The sequence below is a fragment of the Micromonospora sp. URMC 105 genome (assembly GCF_051386295.1).
Classification (GTDB): Bacteria; Actinomycetota; Actinomycetes; order Mycobacteriales; family Micromonosporaceae; genus Micromonospora.
Genome location: NZ_JBPQTL010000057.1, coordinates 23,247 through 37,470 on the forward strand (window position 1 = coordinate 23,247; position 14,224 = coordinate 37,470).

The following is a 14,224-nucleotide window of genomic DNA, read 5'->3' on the forward strand; positions in this document are numbered from 1 at the left end:
GACGTTACCGGTGCGCCGGCTCCGTGGCTGTCCCGTCGGCGGTCTCCGCCATCGGTCGCCGGGGTCGCTCGGTGCTCACCACCAGCGCCACGCCGGCCACGATCACCGCGCCGCCGAGCAGCACCTGCGCGGTGATCGGCTCGGCGACCAGCAGCGCGCCGAGCCCGACCGCGACGGCCGGGTTGACGTAGGCGTAGGTGGCGACCAGGGAGATGGGCGCGTGGTGCAGCAGCCAGACGTACGCGGTGAAGGCCACCAGGGAGCCGGCCACCATCAGGTACGCCAGCGCCGCCCAGGACCGGGTGCTCACCTCGGCCGCCGAGAACCCCTGCAGCTCGCCCCGGGCCAGGGCGAACCCGGCGAGCGCCGCCGCGCCCGCGAACATCTCGTACACGGTGGCGACGAACGGGTCGGCGGGCATGGCCAGCCGGCCGGAGAGGAACGAGCCGATCGACCAGGAGGTGGCCGCCGCGACCACGGTGAGCGCGCCGGCCAGCGGCACCGCGCCCGTGCCGCCGGTGGGGAGCACCAGCAGCACCAGGCCGAGGAAGCCGAGCGTCACTCCGGCGAAGGTCCACCCGCGCGGCCGGTCCCCGGTGGCCGTGCGCAGCAGCACCACCAGCAGCGGCACGGTGGCCACCAGCAGCGCGGCGATGCCGGACGGCACGGCCACCCCGGGCGGACCGGACTCCGCGAGCACCACCAGGCCGTTGCCGCCGGCCAGCAGGAGCACCCCCACCAGGGCGGCGGAGCCGAGCTGACGCCGGTCGACCCGCAACGCCCCCGGTCCGCGGCGCAGCCGCAGGACGACGGCGAGCACCAGCCCGGCGGCGGCGAACCGGAGGGCCGCCGACGCGAGCGGCGGCATCGACTCCACGGCGATCCGGATGCCGAGATAGGTGGAGCCCCACAGGACGTAGACCAGCAGCAGCGCCGTCCAGATCAGACCTGGCCGGGCCGGTGTCGCACTCGCGGGAGGTGAGCTCATCGGTGGACCACGCTACGGTGACCACGGCGTCGGTGTCCCGCACGGGTGGCCGGCCTCTCAGCACGAGTACGCAGGAGGCGTGCATGGCGAACTACGGGCCACCCGGTGGCGCCCCGGAGCCGTGGAGCGGGCGACGCCCGGACGACGCGTACGGCGCCGCACCGGACCCGCACGGTAGGCCGGGCTGGGGCCCGCCGCCCACCGGCTACCCGACCTACCCGCAACCCGGCTACCCGGCCACCGAGGTCCACCCGGCCACCGAGCCGTACCGGTCGGCCGGCCCGAACGCGTACCTCGGCGACCCGGCACCGCCGCGGCCGGCTCGGCGCCGGGGTCCGCTGATCGCGGTGCTGGCTGTGCTGGCGGTGCTGGTCCTCGGCGGTGCCGCCACCCTCTGGTACCTGGCCGGGCGGGACGACGACTCGGTGCCGGCCACCGCGCCGAGCGCCTCCGCCGAACCGGGTGCGGCGCTGCCCGGACCGCCCGAGCCGGCACCGACCACCCCCGCGCCGGCCTCGTCGGCCGATCCGCGCTTCGTCAAGGCGGGGCAGTGCGTTCGCAACGAGGGCACGGCGGGCGGCAAACCCAAGTTGCTGATCACCGACTGCGCCGCGAAGACGTACGAGGTGCTGCGGCGCTTCGACGGGGAGACCAGCGGTGAGAAGGACGCCGAGGCGAAGTGCGCCAAGGTGTCCGGCTACACCAACTGGTACTTCTTCGACAGCGAGCTGGACACCCTCGACTTCGTCCTCTGCCTGAAGCAGCGCTGACCTCGGTAGGCCAATCTTGCCCTATCTAGCATCTGCGCTAGACAGCCCGAGATTCCGGTCGAGGTCCCGAGACACGCCGGTAGCCCCATCTATGCATCTCTAGTCGTGCGACTAGACGGCCCGATACTGTGCGATGCGTGGATCCGGTCCGCAACCCGTACGCTCCCGGCGCCGGCCAGCGCCCGCCCGAACTCGCCGGCCGAGGGCGGGAGCTGGACGTCTTCGACGTGGTCCTGGAGCGCATCGCCCGGGGCCGCCCCGAGCGCAGCCTGATGCTCACCGGGCTGCGGGGCGTCGGCAAGACGGTGCTGCTCAACGCCCTCCGCTCGCAGGCGATCAACCACCTCTGGGGCACCGGCAAGATCGAGGCCCGGCCGGACCAGTCACTGCGCCGGCCGGTGGCCGCCGCCCTGCACATGGCCGTCCGTGAGCTGGCCCCCCGGCACCGCGCGCCCGACCGGATCGACGCCTTCCTCGGCGTGCTCAAGGCGTTCGCCCAGCGCTCCGCGCCGACCGGACGCGGAGCCGCCCCGAAGCTGCGCGACCGCTGGCAGCCCGGCATCGACGTGCCGGCGAGCAGCGGCCGGGCCGACTCCGGCGACATCGAGATCGACCTGGTCGAGCTGCTCACCGACGCGGCGGGGGTGGCCGCCGACGTGGGCACCGGAATCGCCGTCTTCATCGACGAGATGCAGGACCTCGGCGCGGAGGACGTCTCCGCGCTCTGCGCCGCCTGCCACGAGCTGTCCCAGCTCGGCGCGCCCCTGATCGTGGTGGGTGCCGGCCTGCCGCACCTGCCGGCCGTGCTCAGCGCCGCCAAGTCCTACTCCGAGCGGCTCTTCCGCTACCAGCGCATCGACCGCCTCGACCGGATCGCCGCCGACCACGCGCTCTGCGCGCCGGCCGAGCGGGAGCAGGTCGAGTACGAGCAGAAGGCCCTCGACCTGCTCTACGAGAAGTCCGGCGGCTATCCCTACTTCGTCCAGGCGTACGGGAAGGCGACCTGGGACCACGCGCCGCGTTCGCCGATCACCGCCGCGGACGTCCGGGTGGCCGCTCCCGAGGCGGAGGCCGAGCTGGCGGTCGGCTTCTTCGGCTCCCGCTTCGAGCGGGCCACCCCGGCCGAGCGGGAGTACATGCGCGCCATGGCCACGCTGTCGCTGGTGGAGGGGGAGGCCGACGGCGGCGGCCGGGACGACATGGACGCGGCCGTGCCGACCGCGGAGATCGCACGGGCGCTGGGGCGCAAGCCGGCCAGCCTGTCGCCGGCCCGGGACGCGCTGATCAAGAAGGGGCTCATCTACTCGGGCGAGCGGGGCACGGTCGCCTTCACCGTCCCGCACTTCGGCCGCTACCTGCGTACCCAGCCGGCCTGACCGCCGACGGTCCGCGACGGGCGCGTGGGGTCAGACGCGGGACCAGGGCGCCGGGAAGAGCACCTCGCCGCGCGGCGGCGGACCCTCGCCGCTGACGCTCGGCGGCAGCACCAGCGCCTGCCAGGGCTCCCCGAGACCCGACCAGGGGCTGGTCAGCCCCAGCCGGTCCGCCCGGCTGAACCCGAACCGCCGGTAGTAGCCGGGGTTGCCGAGCACCACCACCAGGCGCTCACCCAGCTCGGTCGCCGCGTCCAGCCCGGCCTGCACCGCCGCCGTGCCGTGCCCAACCCGCTGCCGGTGCGGGGCCACCGCGACCGGCCCGAGCGCCAGCGCCGGGGCACGGTGGTCGTCGGAGCGGACGAAGACCCGGCTGAGCAGGGCGTAGCCGACCACCTCGCCGCCGTACTCGGCCACCATCGCCAGCTCGGGGATCCAGGCGTCGCTGTCGCGCAGCTCGTCGACGAGCGCCACCTCGCCGGGGACCGCGGCGTCCGGGCGGGCGAAGGCGGCTGCCAGCACCATGCGGACCGGGGCGATGTCCGCCGGGTCCTCGGGGCGCAGCCGCAGGGTAGTCACCCGCGCGACGTTACCCCGCCGGGCGCGTCCATCAGCGACGGTCGCTCGAATCGGCGTGGCGTCACGTCCATGTCGGAAGGTCCCGGATCGGCCGTTGTCGGGGTAGCGGACGCCCGGACGGGGTATGACTGATCCATGAAACCCGTGCGCTCCCTCGCCCGCGTCATGTTGAGCGGCATTTTCGTGGTCAGCGGCGCCCGCAACTTCCAGCACCCCCAGCGCCTCGTGGCCGCCGCCCAGCCGATCACCGACCGGATCGCCCCCATGATCTCGAACGCCGCGCCGCAGCTCCCCACCGACACCACCACCCTGAGCCGCGCCAATTCGGCGGTGCAGCTCGCCGCCGGCCTGATGCTGGCGAGCGGGCGGTTCGCCCGGCCGGCCGCGCTGGTGCTCGCCGGCACGCTGGTGCCGGTCACCGTGGCCGGGCATCCCTTCTGGAAGAACGACGACCCGGCCATGCGCAACAACAACCAGGTCCACTTCCTGAAGAACCTCGGGCTCTTCGGCGGGCTGCTGCTCGCTGCCGCCGACACCGAGGGAAAGCCGGGTCTGCGCTGGCGGACGGGTCACCGCATCGGTCACTCTCGACGTTCCGTGACCCGCGCGGTGCGTACCGCCCGCCGGGAAGCGCGGATCGCCGCCCTCTCGGCCTCCGCCGCCCGGCGACTCCCAGGCTGACCTGCGTCAATACGGCCATCACCCCCCGCAAGGCCGCGAATTACCTGAACCACCCGACTGCCGTTAACGCGGTGGAAATGTCAAAAACATGTGTGGGATCGGACACGGTCGCATAACGCGGGAGGCATCAACGTGAGGCGCCGTTCTAGGCTCCGTACCGGACCTGGACGGGTAGGACGACCTTGGTACGGGGGTGGCCACGCCATGCCGGCGATCGTCGGTAGACGGCTGGACCGCCTCGCCCCAGTCCGTCGCGCAACGCGTGGGATCGATCGTAGGACAGTCGTACGGATCGGCATCGTGGCCGCCGTCGCCTATGCCGCATGGCTCGCCATCGGTGCTTTCGGGCGGCCGTACAACTTCTTCGACATGAAGATCTACCACGGCGCGGTGGTGTGGTGGGCGAGCGGTCACGAGCTGTACGAGTTCATCGCGCCGACCACCACCCTCGGCTTCACCTACCCGCCGTTCGCCGCCCTGATGATGCTGCCGATGGCGCGGCTGCCGGTCGAGGCAGCCGGCTGGATCAACGCGGCGGGCAGCATCGGCGCCCTCGCCCTCGTGCTGGCCGCGCTGCTGCGCCCGATCGTGGACCGGCTCGCCTGGCCGCTCTGGTTCACCGTGGGCATCGCGACGTCGATGTCCGTCGCCATCGAACCGGTTCGGGAAACCCTCGGGTACGGCCAGGTCAACCTGCTGCTCTTCGCGCTGATCATGGCTGATCTGGTGGGGCTGCGCTGGCGGTCCCGGCGAGGCACCCACGGTCGCCCGACCGACGGGGTGTTCCTGCGCTTCTTCTACAGCGGGGCGTGGGCCGGCATGGGCATCGGCCTGGCCACCGCCGTCAAGCTGACTCCCGCGCTCTTCATCGTGTACCTGCTGATCACCCGGCAGTGGCGCACGGCGGCCACCGCCGTCGGCACCACCATCGGCGTGACGCTGGGGACGTTCGCGCTGGTCGGGACGGAGTCCCGGGCCTACTTCGGCGGCGTGCTCTGGCAGACCGAGCGGGTCGGCGCGGCGGACATGACGCCGAACCAGTCGCTGGCCGGCCTGCTCGCCCGGCTGTACGACTCGATCGAGACGCCCGGGCTGCTCTGGCTGTCGTTCTCGGTGCTGATCCTGGCGGTCGGGCTCTCCCGCGCCGCGACCGCCCGCGCCGACGGCGACGAACTCACCGCGTTCACCCTGGTCGGGCTGACCGCCAACGTGATCAGCCCGATCTCCTGGACGCACCACCTGGTGTGGGTCATCCCCGCGATCGTCGTGCTCGCCGACGCCGCCGTACGCCGCCGCGAGGCGAGCCGGGGCCTGGCGGCGCGCGGCGGCCAGGCGTCCTCGTACGGGGGGCCGCCCGGGGTCAACGGGCTGCGCCCGCCGATCTGGTACCCGACGCTGACCGGCCTGCGGCACGCCGTCGCGGCGATCGGGCTCTACCTGCTCTTCCTCGTCTCGCCCATCTGGCCGTACGAGCACCAGCTCCCGGAGGTGTCGCACTACCAGGACGGGCTTTTCGGCGCGCTGATGGAGAACTCGCTCGCGCTGGCGCTGATCGTCCTGGTCGCCGCGCTGCCCTGGCGCCCCGGCGCCGAACCGGCCTTCTACACCGACCGCTTCCCACGCACCACCGCCGCCCGCCGCTGACCCCGCGCGCCTGCGTTACGGGTGGGGTCAGGGGCAGTTGACCCATTCCTCGGTGCCGTCGGCGAAGACCTGGCGCTTCCAGATCGGTAGGCGGGCCTTGACCTCGTCGACCAGGCGGGCGCAGGCCGCGAAGGCGGCGGCGCGGTGCGCGGTGCTGACCGCGGCGACCAGTGCCACGTCACCGATCTCCAGCCGGCCGATCCGGTGCGACACCGCGACCGCGTACACGTCGGGGTCGGCGGCGATCTCGGCGGCGACCTCGCGGAGCACGTCGGCGGCGCTCGGGTGACCCTCGTACTCCAGCAGGGTGACCGGGCGGCCGTGGTCGTGGTCGCGGACCACGCCCTGGAAGGAGACCACCGCGCCGGCCCGGCGGTCGGCGACCGCCGCCTCGTGCGCGGCCAGGTCGAGCGGCTGGTCGGTGACCGTCAGCACGGGCACCGTCGGATCGGCGGTCACCACGAGCGCTCCCCGGGCAGCAGCGGCAGCGGTACGACCGGCACCCGGGCCCCGACCTCGCCCGTGGTGCCCGGCCGGATCACCGCGAATCCGTCGGCGCCGGCCAGCCCGCGCAGCATCGCCGAGCCGACGTGGCGCACCGGGTGGGCGGTGCCGGCGGCCCGGTCCACCCGGACCAGGGCCAGGTGGGTGTAGTCGCCCCGGCCGGGCACCGGCTCGGCGAGCGTGGCGTGCGGCAGCGCGGGCATCGGCCGGCCGGTCAGCCCGGCGAGCAGCGGCGCGACCAGCGAGACCAGCGCGACGATCGCCGACTGCGGGTTGCCCGGCAGGCCGGCGACGAAGCGGACCCGGCCGTCGGCGCCGGCGAGCCGGGCCAGCAGCATCGGGAAGCCGGGGCGGACGGCGACGGTGTTGACCACGTAGTCCGCCCCCAGCGCCTCCAGCGTGGGGTGCAGGTGGTCGACCGGGCCGTGCATCGTCCCGCCGGTGGTGCAGACCAGGTCGGCGTTGGTCAGCGCGGACCGCAGGGCCGCGACGTGTGCGGGAAGGGTGTCCGCCACCGGGCCGACCACGTCGGAGGAGCGCACCTGGCAGCCGTACCGGCGCAGCCAGGCCGGCACCGCCGGACCGAGCGCGTCACGTACCCGACCGGCGCCGGGCGGGCCGGCGGTCAGCAGCTCGTCGCCGAACACCAGCAGCGCGGCCCGGGGTGGCCGCCGCACCGCCAGCTGGTCGTGGCCGCAGGAGGCGGCCAGCCCGATCAGGGCCGGGTCGACCGGGGTGCCGGCGGGGAGCAGTTCCTCCCCCGCGTACGCCTCCTCGCCCGGCTCCCGCCACTCCGGGCTCGGCCGCGGCGTGCCGGTCACCCGACCGTCCGCGGTACGGCTCGACTCCTCGATCCGGAGCACGGCCGTGGTGCCCTCCGGAACCATCGCGCCGGTGGCGATCTCGACGGTGGTGCCGTCGGCGGTCAGCGGGGGCGGCGTGCTGCCGGCCAGCACCCGCCCGACCACGTCCCACGGCCCGTCGCCGCGCACCGCCCAGCCGTCCACGCTGGAGGTGGGGAAGGCGGGCAGGTCGGTGCGCGTGGTCAGCGGCTCGGCCAGGGTGTGCCCGTCGACGTCGGCGAGCGGCCGCCGGACCGCAGGGAGTGCGGCGGCGAGGCCGACCGCGTACACCCGGGAGCGGGCCTCCTCCCAACCGGCCGGCGGCGGCGCCGCGACCTGCGCCGCGGCGGCGGCGGTTTCCGTGCTCACCGGGGGCCTCCGTTCACCGACGTGCGGTACGCGCGTCACCTCCGCGCGCTCACCGGGCGAGCCTATCGCCGTGGACGTGGGACCGTGCGTCAGTGGTCGCCGCCGCGTAGCTGATCGACGGCGTGGACGAGGATCGGGCCGAGCACGGCGAGGCCGTCGCGTGCGCCGCCAGTCGACCCGGGCAGGTTGACCACGAGCATCCGGCCGGCCACCCCGGCGACCCCCCGGGACAGGGCCGAGGTGGGGACCCGGTCCCGGCTGTGCGCCCGGATCGCCTCGGCGATGCCGGGGATCTCGTAGTCGAGCAGCGCCCGCGTCACGTCGGGCGTCCGGTCGGTGGGGGTGATGCCGGTGCCGCCACTGGTCAGCACCACGTCGATCCCGTCTGCCAGGGCGGCCCGCAACGCCTCGCCGACCGGCTCGCCGTCGGGAACCACCACCGGCTCGTCGACGGCGCAGCCCAGCTCGCGCAGGCCCGCCACGAGCAGCGGACCGCTGGTGTCGGCGTAGACGCCGGCGGCGGCCCGGTTGGAGGCCACCACCACCCGGGCCCGGATCACGGCCGGCCCTCCGGGCGGACCCACTCGCCGGTCTTGCCGCCGGACTTGCGGAGCACCCGTACCGCGTCGACCGAGGCGGCCGGGTCGACCGCCTTGACCATGTCGACCAGGGCCAGCCCGGCCACCGCCACCGCGGTCAGCGCCTCCATCTCCACGCCCGTCCGGTCGGCGGTCCGCGCCGTGGCGGTGATCTCGACGGTGTCCTCGGTGAGCCGCAGGTCGACCGTCACGCCGTGCAACGCGATCGGGTGACAGAGCGGGATCAGGTCGGGGGTGCGCTTGGCGCCCATGATGCCGGCGAGCCGGCCGACCGCCAGCGCGTCGCCCTTGGGCAGGCCGTCGCGGCGCAGCAGGTCGACCACCTCGGCGGTGGTGCGCAGCCGACCGGCGGCCACGGCGAGCCGACCGGTGACGGGCTTGGCGGAGACGTCGACCATGCGGGCCGCGCCGGCCGGGTCGACGTGGGTGAGCTGCGCGGGATCGGTCACGAGGGCGAGCCTATCCGCCGGGTACGACCGGAACCGAGGACCGATTCCGCGCAACAAGCGCGACCCGGGCGTGACCATGGCCATTGCCCGATTCACGAGCCCCGTTCACCAGCGATTTCCCTGATCGTGACTAAACGGTTCAGCTGCCTCGGTGACCGCACGCAATGCACGTGCGAAGGCGGGGCGACGACCGGCGGACATGTGACCGCGGAAAGACGCAACTTACAGAACGCGAATCACGACGAATGTTCGGTCGTCACGGTGCGAGAGTTCCGGCACGACTACCCTCCGTCGACCGACGGCCGACTGGTCGCTTCCGGGTCGGTCGGCCACCACCTCGGGGTACCTGGAAGTGGAGCCCTGCGCCCGATGTCGAAAAGGTTGCAGGTCCACCATTATCTATCGTTAACAAGAACCGATGGATGCGCAGCGGTCAGTCTCCGTGAGGGAACGGAACGTCACGACTTACCGCCCAATTCTCATCTATTGCCCATAGTCACATTTATCCCTCCAAAACTGGCCTAACCGCACTTAGGCTGTGCTGGTCCAAGACGCCGACCCCGGGTCGGATCCGGTGACCAGTGAAGGGATCAGGGCTATGACCAAGTCCGCGCACGAGTGGTGGTAGACGTTGTGGCGACGGGATGACCGCACGTAGCCTTGGCCTCTGCTCAGCGAGACCGAGTGGCAGTCGAGGACGCGGTGGCACGACCGGGCGAAAGCAAGACGGAGGCCGAGCGGCAGCTGACGCTGCACGTCGGCCTCGTCTGCGTGGTGGCCGCCGTCGCGGTGATCTTCTCCGTGCGCCAACTGGTCCACCTCGGTCTCTCCGGTGACGACCTCGCGCTGTCCCTCACCCTGGTCTTCATGGCCGCCCTCGGTGTCCGGATCAACTGGCGGATCCGCATCGGCGCGACGGTGCACGCGATCTCGTGGAGCGAGACGGCCATCGTCCTCGGCCTGGCGGTCGCACCGGCGCCGCTGGTGGTGCTGACCACCGGAGTCGGCGTGGCGACCGCGCTGTTGTCGATCAGGCCGTCGCCGTTGAAGACCGCCTTCGGCGTGGCGAAGAGCACCCTGCTGGCCGCCGGCGCCGGCCTGACCCTGTACGCGGTGGGCTGGTCGGAGACGGCCGACCTCCAGCACGTCATCGGCATGGTCGGCGTCGCCTATGCCGCCGCGGTGCTCCTCGACGAGGTGCTCACCCTGCCGGTCATCGCACTGGCCACCGGCACCCAGGTCCGCCGGCTCTTCCTGGACGATCTCTGGCTGCGCCTGACCAGCGCATTCGCCCGCTTCGTCCTGATCGCCGTCACCCTGGTCATCCTCCGGGGGGACCCCCGGCTGCTGCTGGCGGTGCCACCGCTGGTCCTCAGCCTGCACCTGCTCTACTCCAACCGGGTCAAGGCCCGCACCGAGCAGCAGGCCTGGCAGCGCCTCGCCCGGACCACCGACGCGCTCAACGTCGTCGACCTGGACAAGGTCCTCACCACCGCGGTCACCCAGGCCGGCGAGCTCTTCTCCGCCGACGAGGTCGAGATCGAGCTGCACGACGGCGGCCGCACCGTCCGCGGCGCCGGCGGCACCATCGGGTACGACGGGCCGGCCGGCGAACCCAGCACGGTCGACGGTGCGGTGCTGTCGGCCCGGCTGGAGGGGCACGACGGCAGCGCCGACGTGGGCGTGCTGCGGCTGCGCTTCCGCGGCCCGGTCCAGCTCTCGGAGCGAGAGCAGTACACGCTGCGCACCTTCGCCTCGGCGCTGTGCACCGCGGTCCGCAACGCCCAGGCGTACGCCGAGCTGGCCCGGGTGGCCGCCGAACACGCGCACGCCGCCACCCACGACGCGCTGACCGGCCTGGCCAACCGGCGGCACCTGCTGGAGCGCGGCACCGAGCAGCTCAGCACCCGGCACGCCGAAGGGGTGACCGCGCTGGTGCTGATCGACCTCAACCACTTCAAGGAGGTCAACGACACCCTCGGCCACGCCGCGGGGGACCAGGTGCTGATGCAGGTTGCCGACCGGTTGCGGGCCGCCGCGCGGCCCGAGGACCTGGTGGCCCGCCTCGGCGGCGACGAGTTCGCCGTGCTGCTGTGCGGGCTGCCCGCCCCGGCCGTCGCCGCGCATCGGGCGGAGGCCCTGATCGGCACCCTGCACGAGCCGCTGGACGTCGACGGCATGCGGATCAGCGTCGAGGCCAGCGGCGGCATCGCCGCCGCCCCCGCCAGCGGCGGCATGCCCGAGCTGCTGCGCCGCGCCGACGTGGCGATGTACCAGGCCAAGCGGGCCGGTCAGCGGATCTCCACGTACGCCCCGACCCGCGACACCGCCGACCTCGGCCGGCTCACCCTCGGCGGCGAGCTGCCCCGGGCGGTGGCCGACCACGAGTTCACCGTCAACTTCCAGCCCATCGTGGACCTGGGCACCGGCGAGGTGACCGGCGCCGAGGCACTGGCCCGCTGGCACCACCCCACCCACGGCATGATCGACCCGCTGCGCTTCCTGGAGGCCGTGGAACGCTCCGGCCTGCTTCCCGCGTTCGCCGAGGCGATCCTCGACCAGGCACTGCTGGCCGCCGTCAGCTGGCGGGCGGCCGGGTTCGACCTGCCGGTCTCGGTCAACGTCTCCCCGCGCAGCCTGCTCGACGCCCGCTTCCCCGGCGCGGTGCTGGCCCGGCTGCGCGCGCACGACCTCCCGCCCGACCGGCTGGTGCTGGAGCTGACCGAGACGCTGACGCTGAGCCAGCTCGACGTGGTCGACCGGGTGCTCAGCCGGCTCCGCGACTCCGGCGTGCGGCTGGCCCTGGACGACTTCGGGACCGGCTACTCCAGCCTCTCGCTGCTCTCCCGCATCCCGGTGCACGAGCTGAAGATCGACCGCAGCTTCGTCACCGCCATGGAGAGCTCGGCCGAAGCCGCCGCCGTCATCCGCTCCACCCTCGACCTCGGCCGCAGCCTCGACCTCACCGTGGTCGCCGAGGGGGTGGAGAGCGAGCCGCAGCGCCGGGCGCTCTGGGAGCTGGGCTGCGCGGCCGGCCAGGGCCACCTCTTCGCCCGCCCGCTGCCTGCCGGCAGTCTCCTCGCCGCCCTGCAACGCGGCTCGGGCGGGCGCCCGGGCACCCTCGTCGCACCGCTGCACGACACCGGTGCCGTCATCCGCCTCGCCCCCGGCCGTCGCCAGCCCGGCCGAAGCCGTCCGACGGGTCTGCCACACTTGCCGGCGTGACCGCCGCCTCCCGCACCTGGCGGGCCCTCGACTCCGCCGCCGGCGGCCTCGCCCTCGACCTCGGCCTGTACGCGCTCTCCGCCGCATTCGCCGCGATCACCGCCGCCACCTCCACCCTGCCCCCGCACCGCGCCTGGGGCAGCGTCGCCGCCATCGGCTACCTGCTGGCGACCCTGCTGGTCGTCGGCCAGCTCCTGCTCCGCGGCCGCCGTCCCGGGTTGGCCGGGGTGCCGGCCCGCTGGGCGGTCACCGGGCTCGCCTGGGCCACCACGGCCCTGCTGCCGCTCGTGCTGCAGAGCGCGCAACGGGCGTCGGGGCGTACCGACCGGGCGCAGGAGGAGGTGGTGGTCGTCGAGCACGCCGGGATCCGGCTCGCCGACCACGGCACCCCCTACCTGGGGCAGGACGCGATCGCCGCGCTCCCCCCCGACGAGCGGCTGCTCGGCTACACGCCGTACCAGCCGGGGATGGCGCTGTTCGGGCTGCCCCGGGCCGCTGCCGACGCCTGGTGGACCGACTCACGGGTCTGGTTCGCGCTGGTCACCGCGCTGGTGCTGGCCCTCGCCGTGGCCGCGCTGCGCCGCACCGGCCGCCCGTCGGCGACCCGCCCCGACGCGGCGGCGGTACTGCGCGGCGTGCAGGCCGCGACCGTGCTGCCGGTCTGCGCGCTCACCCTCGCCACCGGCGGCGACGACCTCCCCGTACTCGCGCTCTGCCTGCTGGCGCTGGCGCTCGCCGCCGTCGACCGGCCCGGCGCGGCCGGGGTGGCGGTCGGCCTCGCCGGCGCGTTGAAGCTCTTCGCCTGGCCGGTCGCCCTGGTCCTGATCTTCTGGGGTGCCACCCGGCGGGCCGGCCTCCGGGTCGCTCTCGGCGCGCTCGGCCTGCCCCTGCTCGCCCTGGTCCCGGCGCTGCTGGTCGACCGGGACGCGCTGGTGGAGAACGTGCTGCGGTTCCCGCTCGGCCACGGACTGGTGACCAGCCCCGCCCAGTCCCCCTTCCCCGGGCACCTGATCGCCACCGGGCTGCCCGGCGGCCGGGTGGTCGCCGCCACGCTGCTCGTCGCGGTCGGCGTGGCGATCGGCCTCCGGCTGCTGCGCCACCCGCCCGGCACCGCCGTCGCCACCGCACTGATCTGCGGATACGGCCTGCTGGCGGCGATCCTGCTGATGCCCACCACCCGCTTCGGCTACCTGCTCTACCCGCTCGCCCTGCTCGTCTGGGCACCCGCCCTGGCCGCCCGACCGGCCACGGTTTCGCCGGAGTCGCCGACGCGAGCCCTCAACAGGGCGTAGACCTGAGGACATGAGCAGCACCTATCGCGATCGTGAGGACGCCGGCCGCCAGCTCGCCGAACGGCTGACCGGTCTCGTCGGGGAACCGGACGTCATCGTGCTGGGGTTGGTCCGGGGCGGCGTGCCGGTGGCCCGGGTGATCGCCGACCGGATCGGCGCGCCCCTGGACGTCCTGGTGGTCCGCAAGCTCGGCATGCCCTGGGCGCCCGAGGTCGCCTTCGGCGCGCTCGGCCCCGGCGGCGTCCGGGTGCTCAACGACGTGGTCGCCGCGCGGCTGGGCCCCGACGAAATCGCCGAGGTGCAGCGCCGGGAGCAGGCCGAACTGGAACGCCGCGAGGCCCGGTACCGGGGCGGCCGACCGCCGCTGGACCTCACCGGCCGGACCGCCGTGATCGTCGACGACGGGCTGGCCACCGGCGCGACGGCCCGGGTATCCGTCCAGGTCGCGCGCCATCTCGGCGCCCGCCGGGTGGTCGTCGCGGTGCCGGTCGGCTCCCAGGAGGCGTACGAGATGCTCGCCGCCGAGGCCGACCAGGTGATCTGCGCCCAACGCCCGCCCGAGTTCGGCGCGGTCGGCGCGTACTACGAGGACTTTCACGAGGTCTCCGACGACGAGGTCAACGAGGCGCTGATCGCCACCGCCTGAATCTCGCGCCGACCGGGTACGGTCGAGCGATGCAGCTCACCTGTCCCAAGTGTCACGGAGACATGCGCCAGTACGAGCGCAGTGGAATCGTCATCGACCAGTGCACCGAGTGCCGGGGGATCTTCCTCGACCGCGGTGAACTCGAGAAGCTGTTCGAGGCCGAGGCGAACTGGAACCAGCAGCACGTCGCCGCCCCGACGCACGGGCAGCCCACCGGCCACGGCCCCGCCCAGCCCGGCGGGGGCGGCGCGTACCCGCCGGGC

General features: G+C 74.0%; 13 protein-coding genes and 1 pseudogene. 8 read left to right on the forward strand and 6 right to left on the reverse strand.

What is annotated here, in order from left to right; translation table 11 throughout:
* Positions 1–4: 4 nt before the first annotated feature.
* Positions 5–988 (reverse strand): EamA family transporter, encoded by a 984-nt coding sequence (locus ACSNN7_RS18775; RefSeq protein ID WP_436682117.1) that lies wholly within the window; start codon positions 986–988, stop codon positions 5–7.
* 500 nt (positions 989–1,488) lie between these two features.
* Between ACSNN7_RS18775 and ACSNN7_RS18780 the strand changes: the two are divergent.
* Positions 1,489–1,758 (forward strand): annotated as a pseudogene (locus ACSNN7_RS18780) (LppU/SCO3897 family protein); the annotation flags it as partial.
* Positions 1,759–1,895: 137 nt separating this feature from the next.
* On the forward strand, positions 1,896–3,134 hold the full coding sequence (locus ACSNN7_RS18785; RefSeq protein ID WP_436682118.1) for an AAA family ATPase: 1,239 nt from the start codon (positions 1,896–1,898) through the stop codon (positions 3,132–3,134).
* Positions 3,135–3,164: 30 nt separating this feature from the next.
* On the opposite strand, the gene ACSNN7_RS18790 is transcribed toward ACSNN7_RS18785, so the two are convergent.
* Positions 3,165–3,710: a GNAT family N-acetyltransferase gene (locus ACSNN7_RS18790; protein ID WP_436682119.1), complete on the reverse strand. Its 546-nt coding sequence runs from the start codon at positions 3,708–3,710 to the stop codon at positions 3,165–3,167.
* Positions 3,711–3,845: 135 nt separating this feature from the next.
* On the opposite strand from ACSNN7_RS18790, the gene ACSNN7_RS18795 reads away from it, so the two are divergent.
* Positions 3,846–4,391 carry a DoxX family protein gene (locus ACSNN7_RS18795; RefSeq protein WP_436682120.1) on the forward strand — a complete coding sequence of 182 codons (546 nt, stop codon included), beginning with the start codon at positions 3,846–3,848 and terminating at the stop codon, positions 4,389–4,391.
* A 204-nt stretch (positions 4,392–4,595) separates the two neighbouring features.
* Entirely contained in the window at positions 4,596–6,035 is a 1,440-nt protein-coding gene (locus ACSNN7_RS18800; RefSeq protein WP_436682122.1) for a glycosyltransferase 87 family protein, read from the forward strand.
* A gap of 27 nt (positions 6,036–6,062) precedes the next feature.
* On the opposite strand, the gene ACSNN7_RS18805 is transcribed toward ACSNN7_RS18800, so the two are convergent.
* The 4 genes from ACSNN7_RS18805 to moaC form a co-directional block, all read right to left on the reverse strand.
* Complete coding sequence (locus tag ACSNN7_RS18805) at positions 6,063–6,494, reverse strand: molybdenum cofactor biosynthesis protein MoaE (protein WP_436682123.1); 432 nt, start codon at positions 6,492–6,494, stop codon at positions 6,063–6,065.
* Positions 6,491–7,750 (reverse strand): molybdopterin molybdotransferase MoeA, encoded by a 1,260-nt coding sequence (locus tag ACSNN7_RS18810; protein ID WP_436682124.1) that lies wholly within the window; start codon positions 7,748–7,750, stop codon positions 6,491–6,493. Before ACSNN7_RS18810 ends, ACSNN7_RS18805 begins: the two co-directional genes overlap by 4 nt.
* Before the next feature lie 89 nt (positions 7,751–7,839).
* Positions 7,840–8,310: a MogA/MoaB family molybdenum cofactor biosynthesis protein gene (locus ACSNN7_RS18815; protein ID WP_436682125.1), complete on the reverse strand. Its 471-nt coding sequence runs from the start codon at positions 8,308–8,310 to the stop codon at positions 7,840–7,842.
* Positions 8,307–8,798 carry a cyclic pyranopterin monophosphate synthase MoaC gene (gene moaC / locus ACSNN7_RS18820; RefSeq protein ID WP_436682126.1) on the reverse strand — a complete coding sequence of 164 codons (492 nt, stop codon included), beginning with the start codon at positions 8,796–8,798 and terminating at the stop codon, positions 8,307–8,309. Before moaC ends, ACSNN7_RS18815 begins: the two co-directional genes overlap by 4 nt.
* A 684-nt stretch (positions 8,799–9,482) precedes the next feature.
* Here moaC and ACSNN7_RS18825 point away from each other — a divergent pair.
* From ACSNN7_RS18825 to ACSNN7_RS18840, 4 genes are all read left to right on the forward strand, one after another.
* Positions 9,483–12,023, forward strand: a complete 2,541-nt coding sequence (locus ACSNN7_RS18825) for a putative bifunctional diguanylate cyclase/phosphodiesterase (RefSeq protein ID WP_436682127.1) — start codon at positions 9,483–9,485, stop codon at positions 12,021–12,023.
* On the forward strand, positions 12,020–13,315 hold the full coding sequence (locus tag ACSNN7_RS18830; protein WP_436682128.1) for a glycosyltransferase 87 family protein: 1,296 nt from the start codon (positions 12,020–12,022) through the stop codon (positions 13,313–13,315). The genes ACSNN7_RS18825 and ACSNN7_RS18830 overlap by 4 nt, the downstream gene beginning before the upstream one ends.
* Before the next feature lie 10 nt (positions 13,316–13,325).
* Positions 13,326–13,961 carry a phosphoribosyltransferase gene (locus ACSNN7_RS18835; protein ID WP_436682129.1) on the forward strand — a complete coding sequence of 212 codons (636 nt, stop codon included), beginning with the start codon at positions 13,326–13,328 and terminating at the stop codon, positions 13,959–13,961.
* Between the two features lie 29 nt (positions 13,962–13,990).
* On the forward strand, positions 13,991–14,224 hold a 234-nt coding region (locus ACSNN7_RS18840), incomplete at its 3' end, for a zf-TFIIB domain-containing protein (RefSeq protein WP_436682130.1).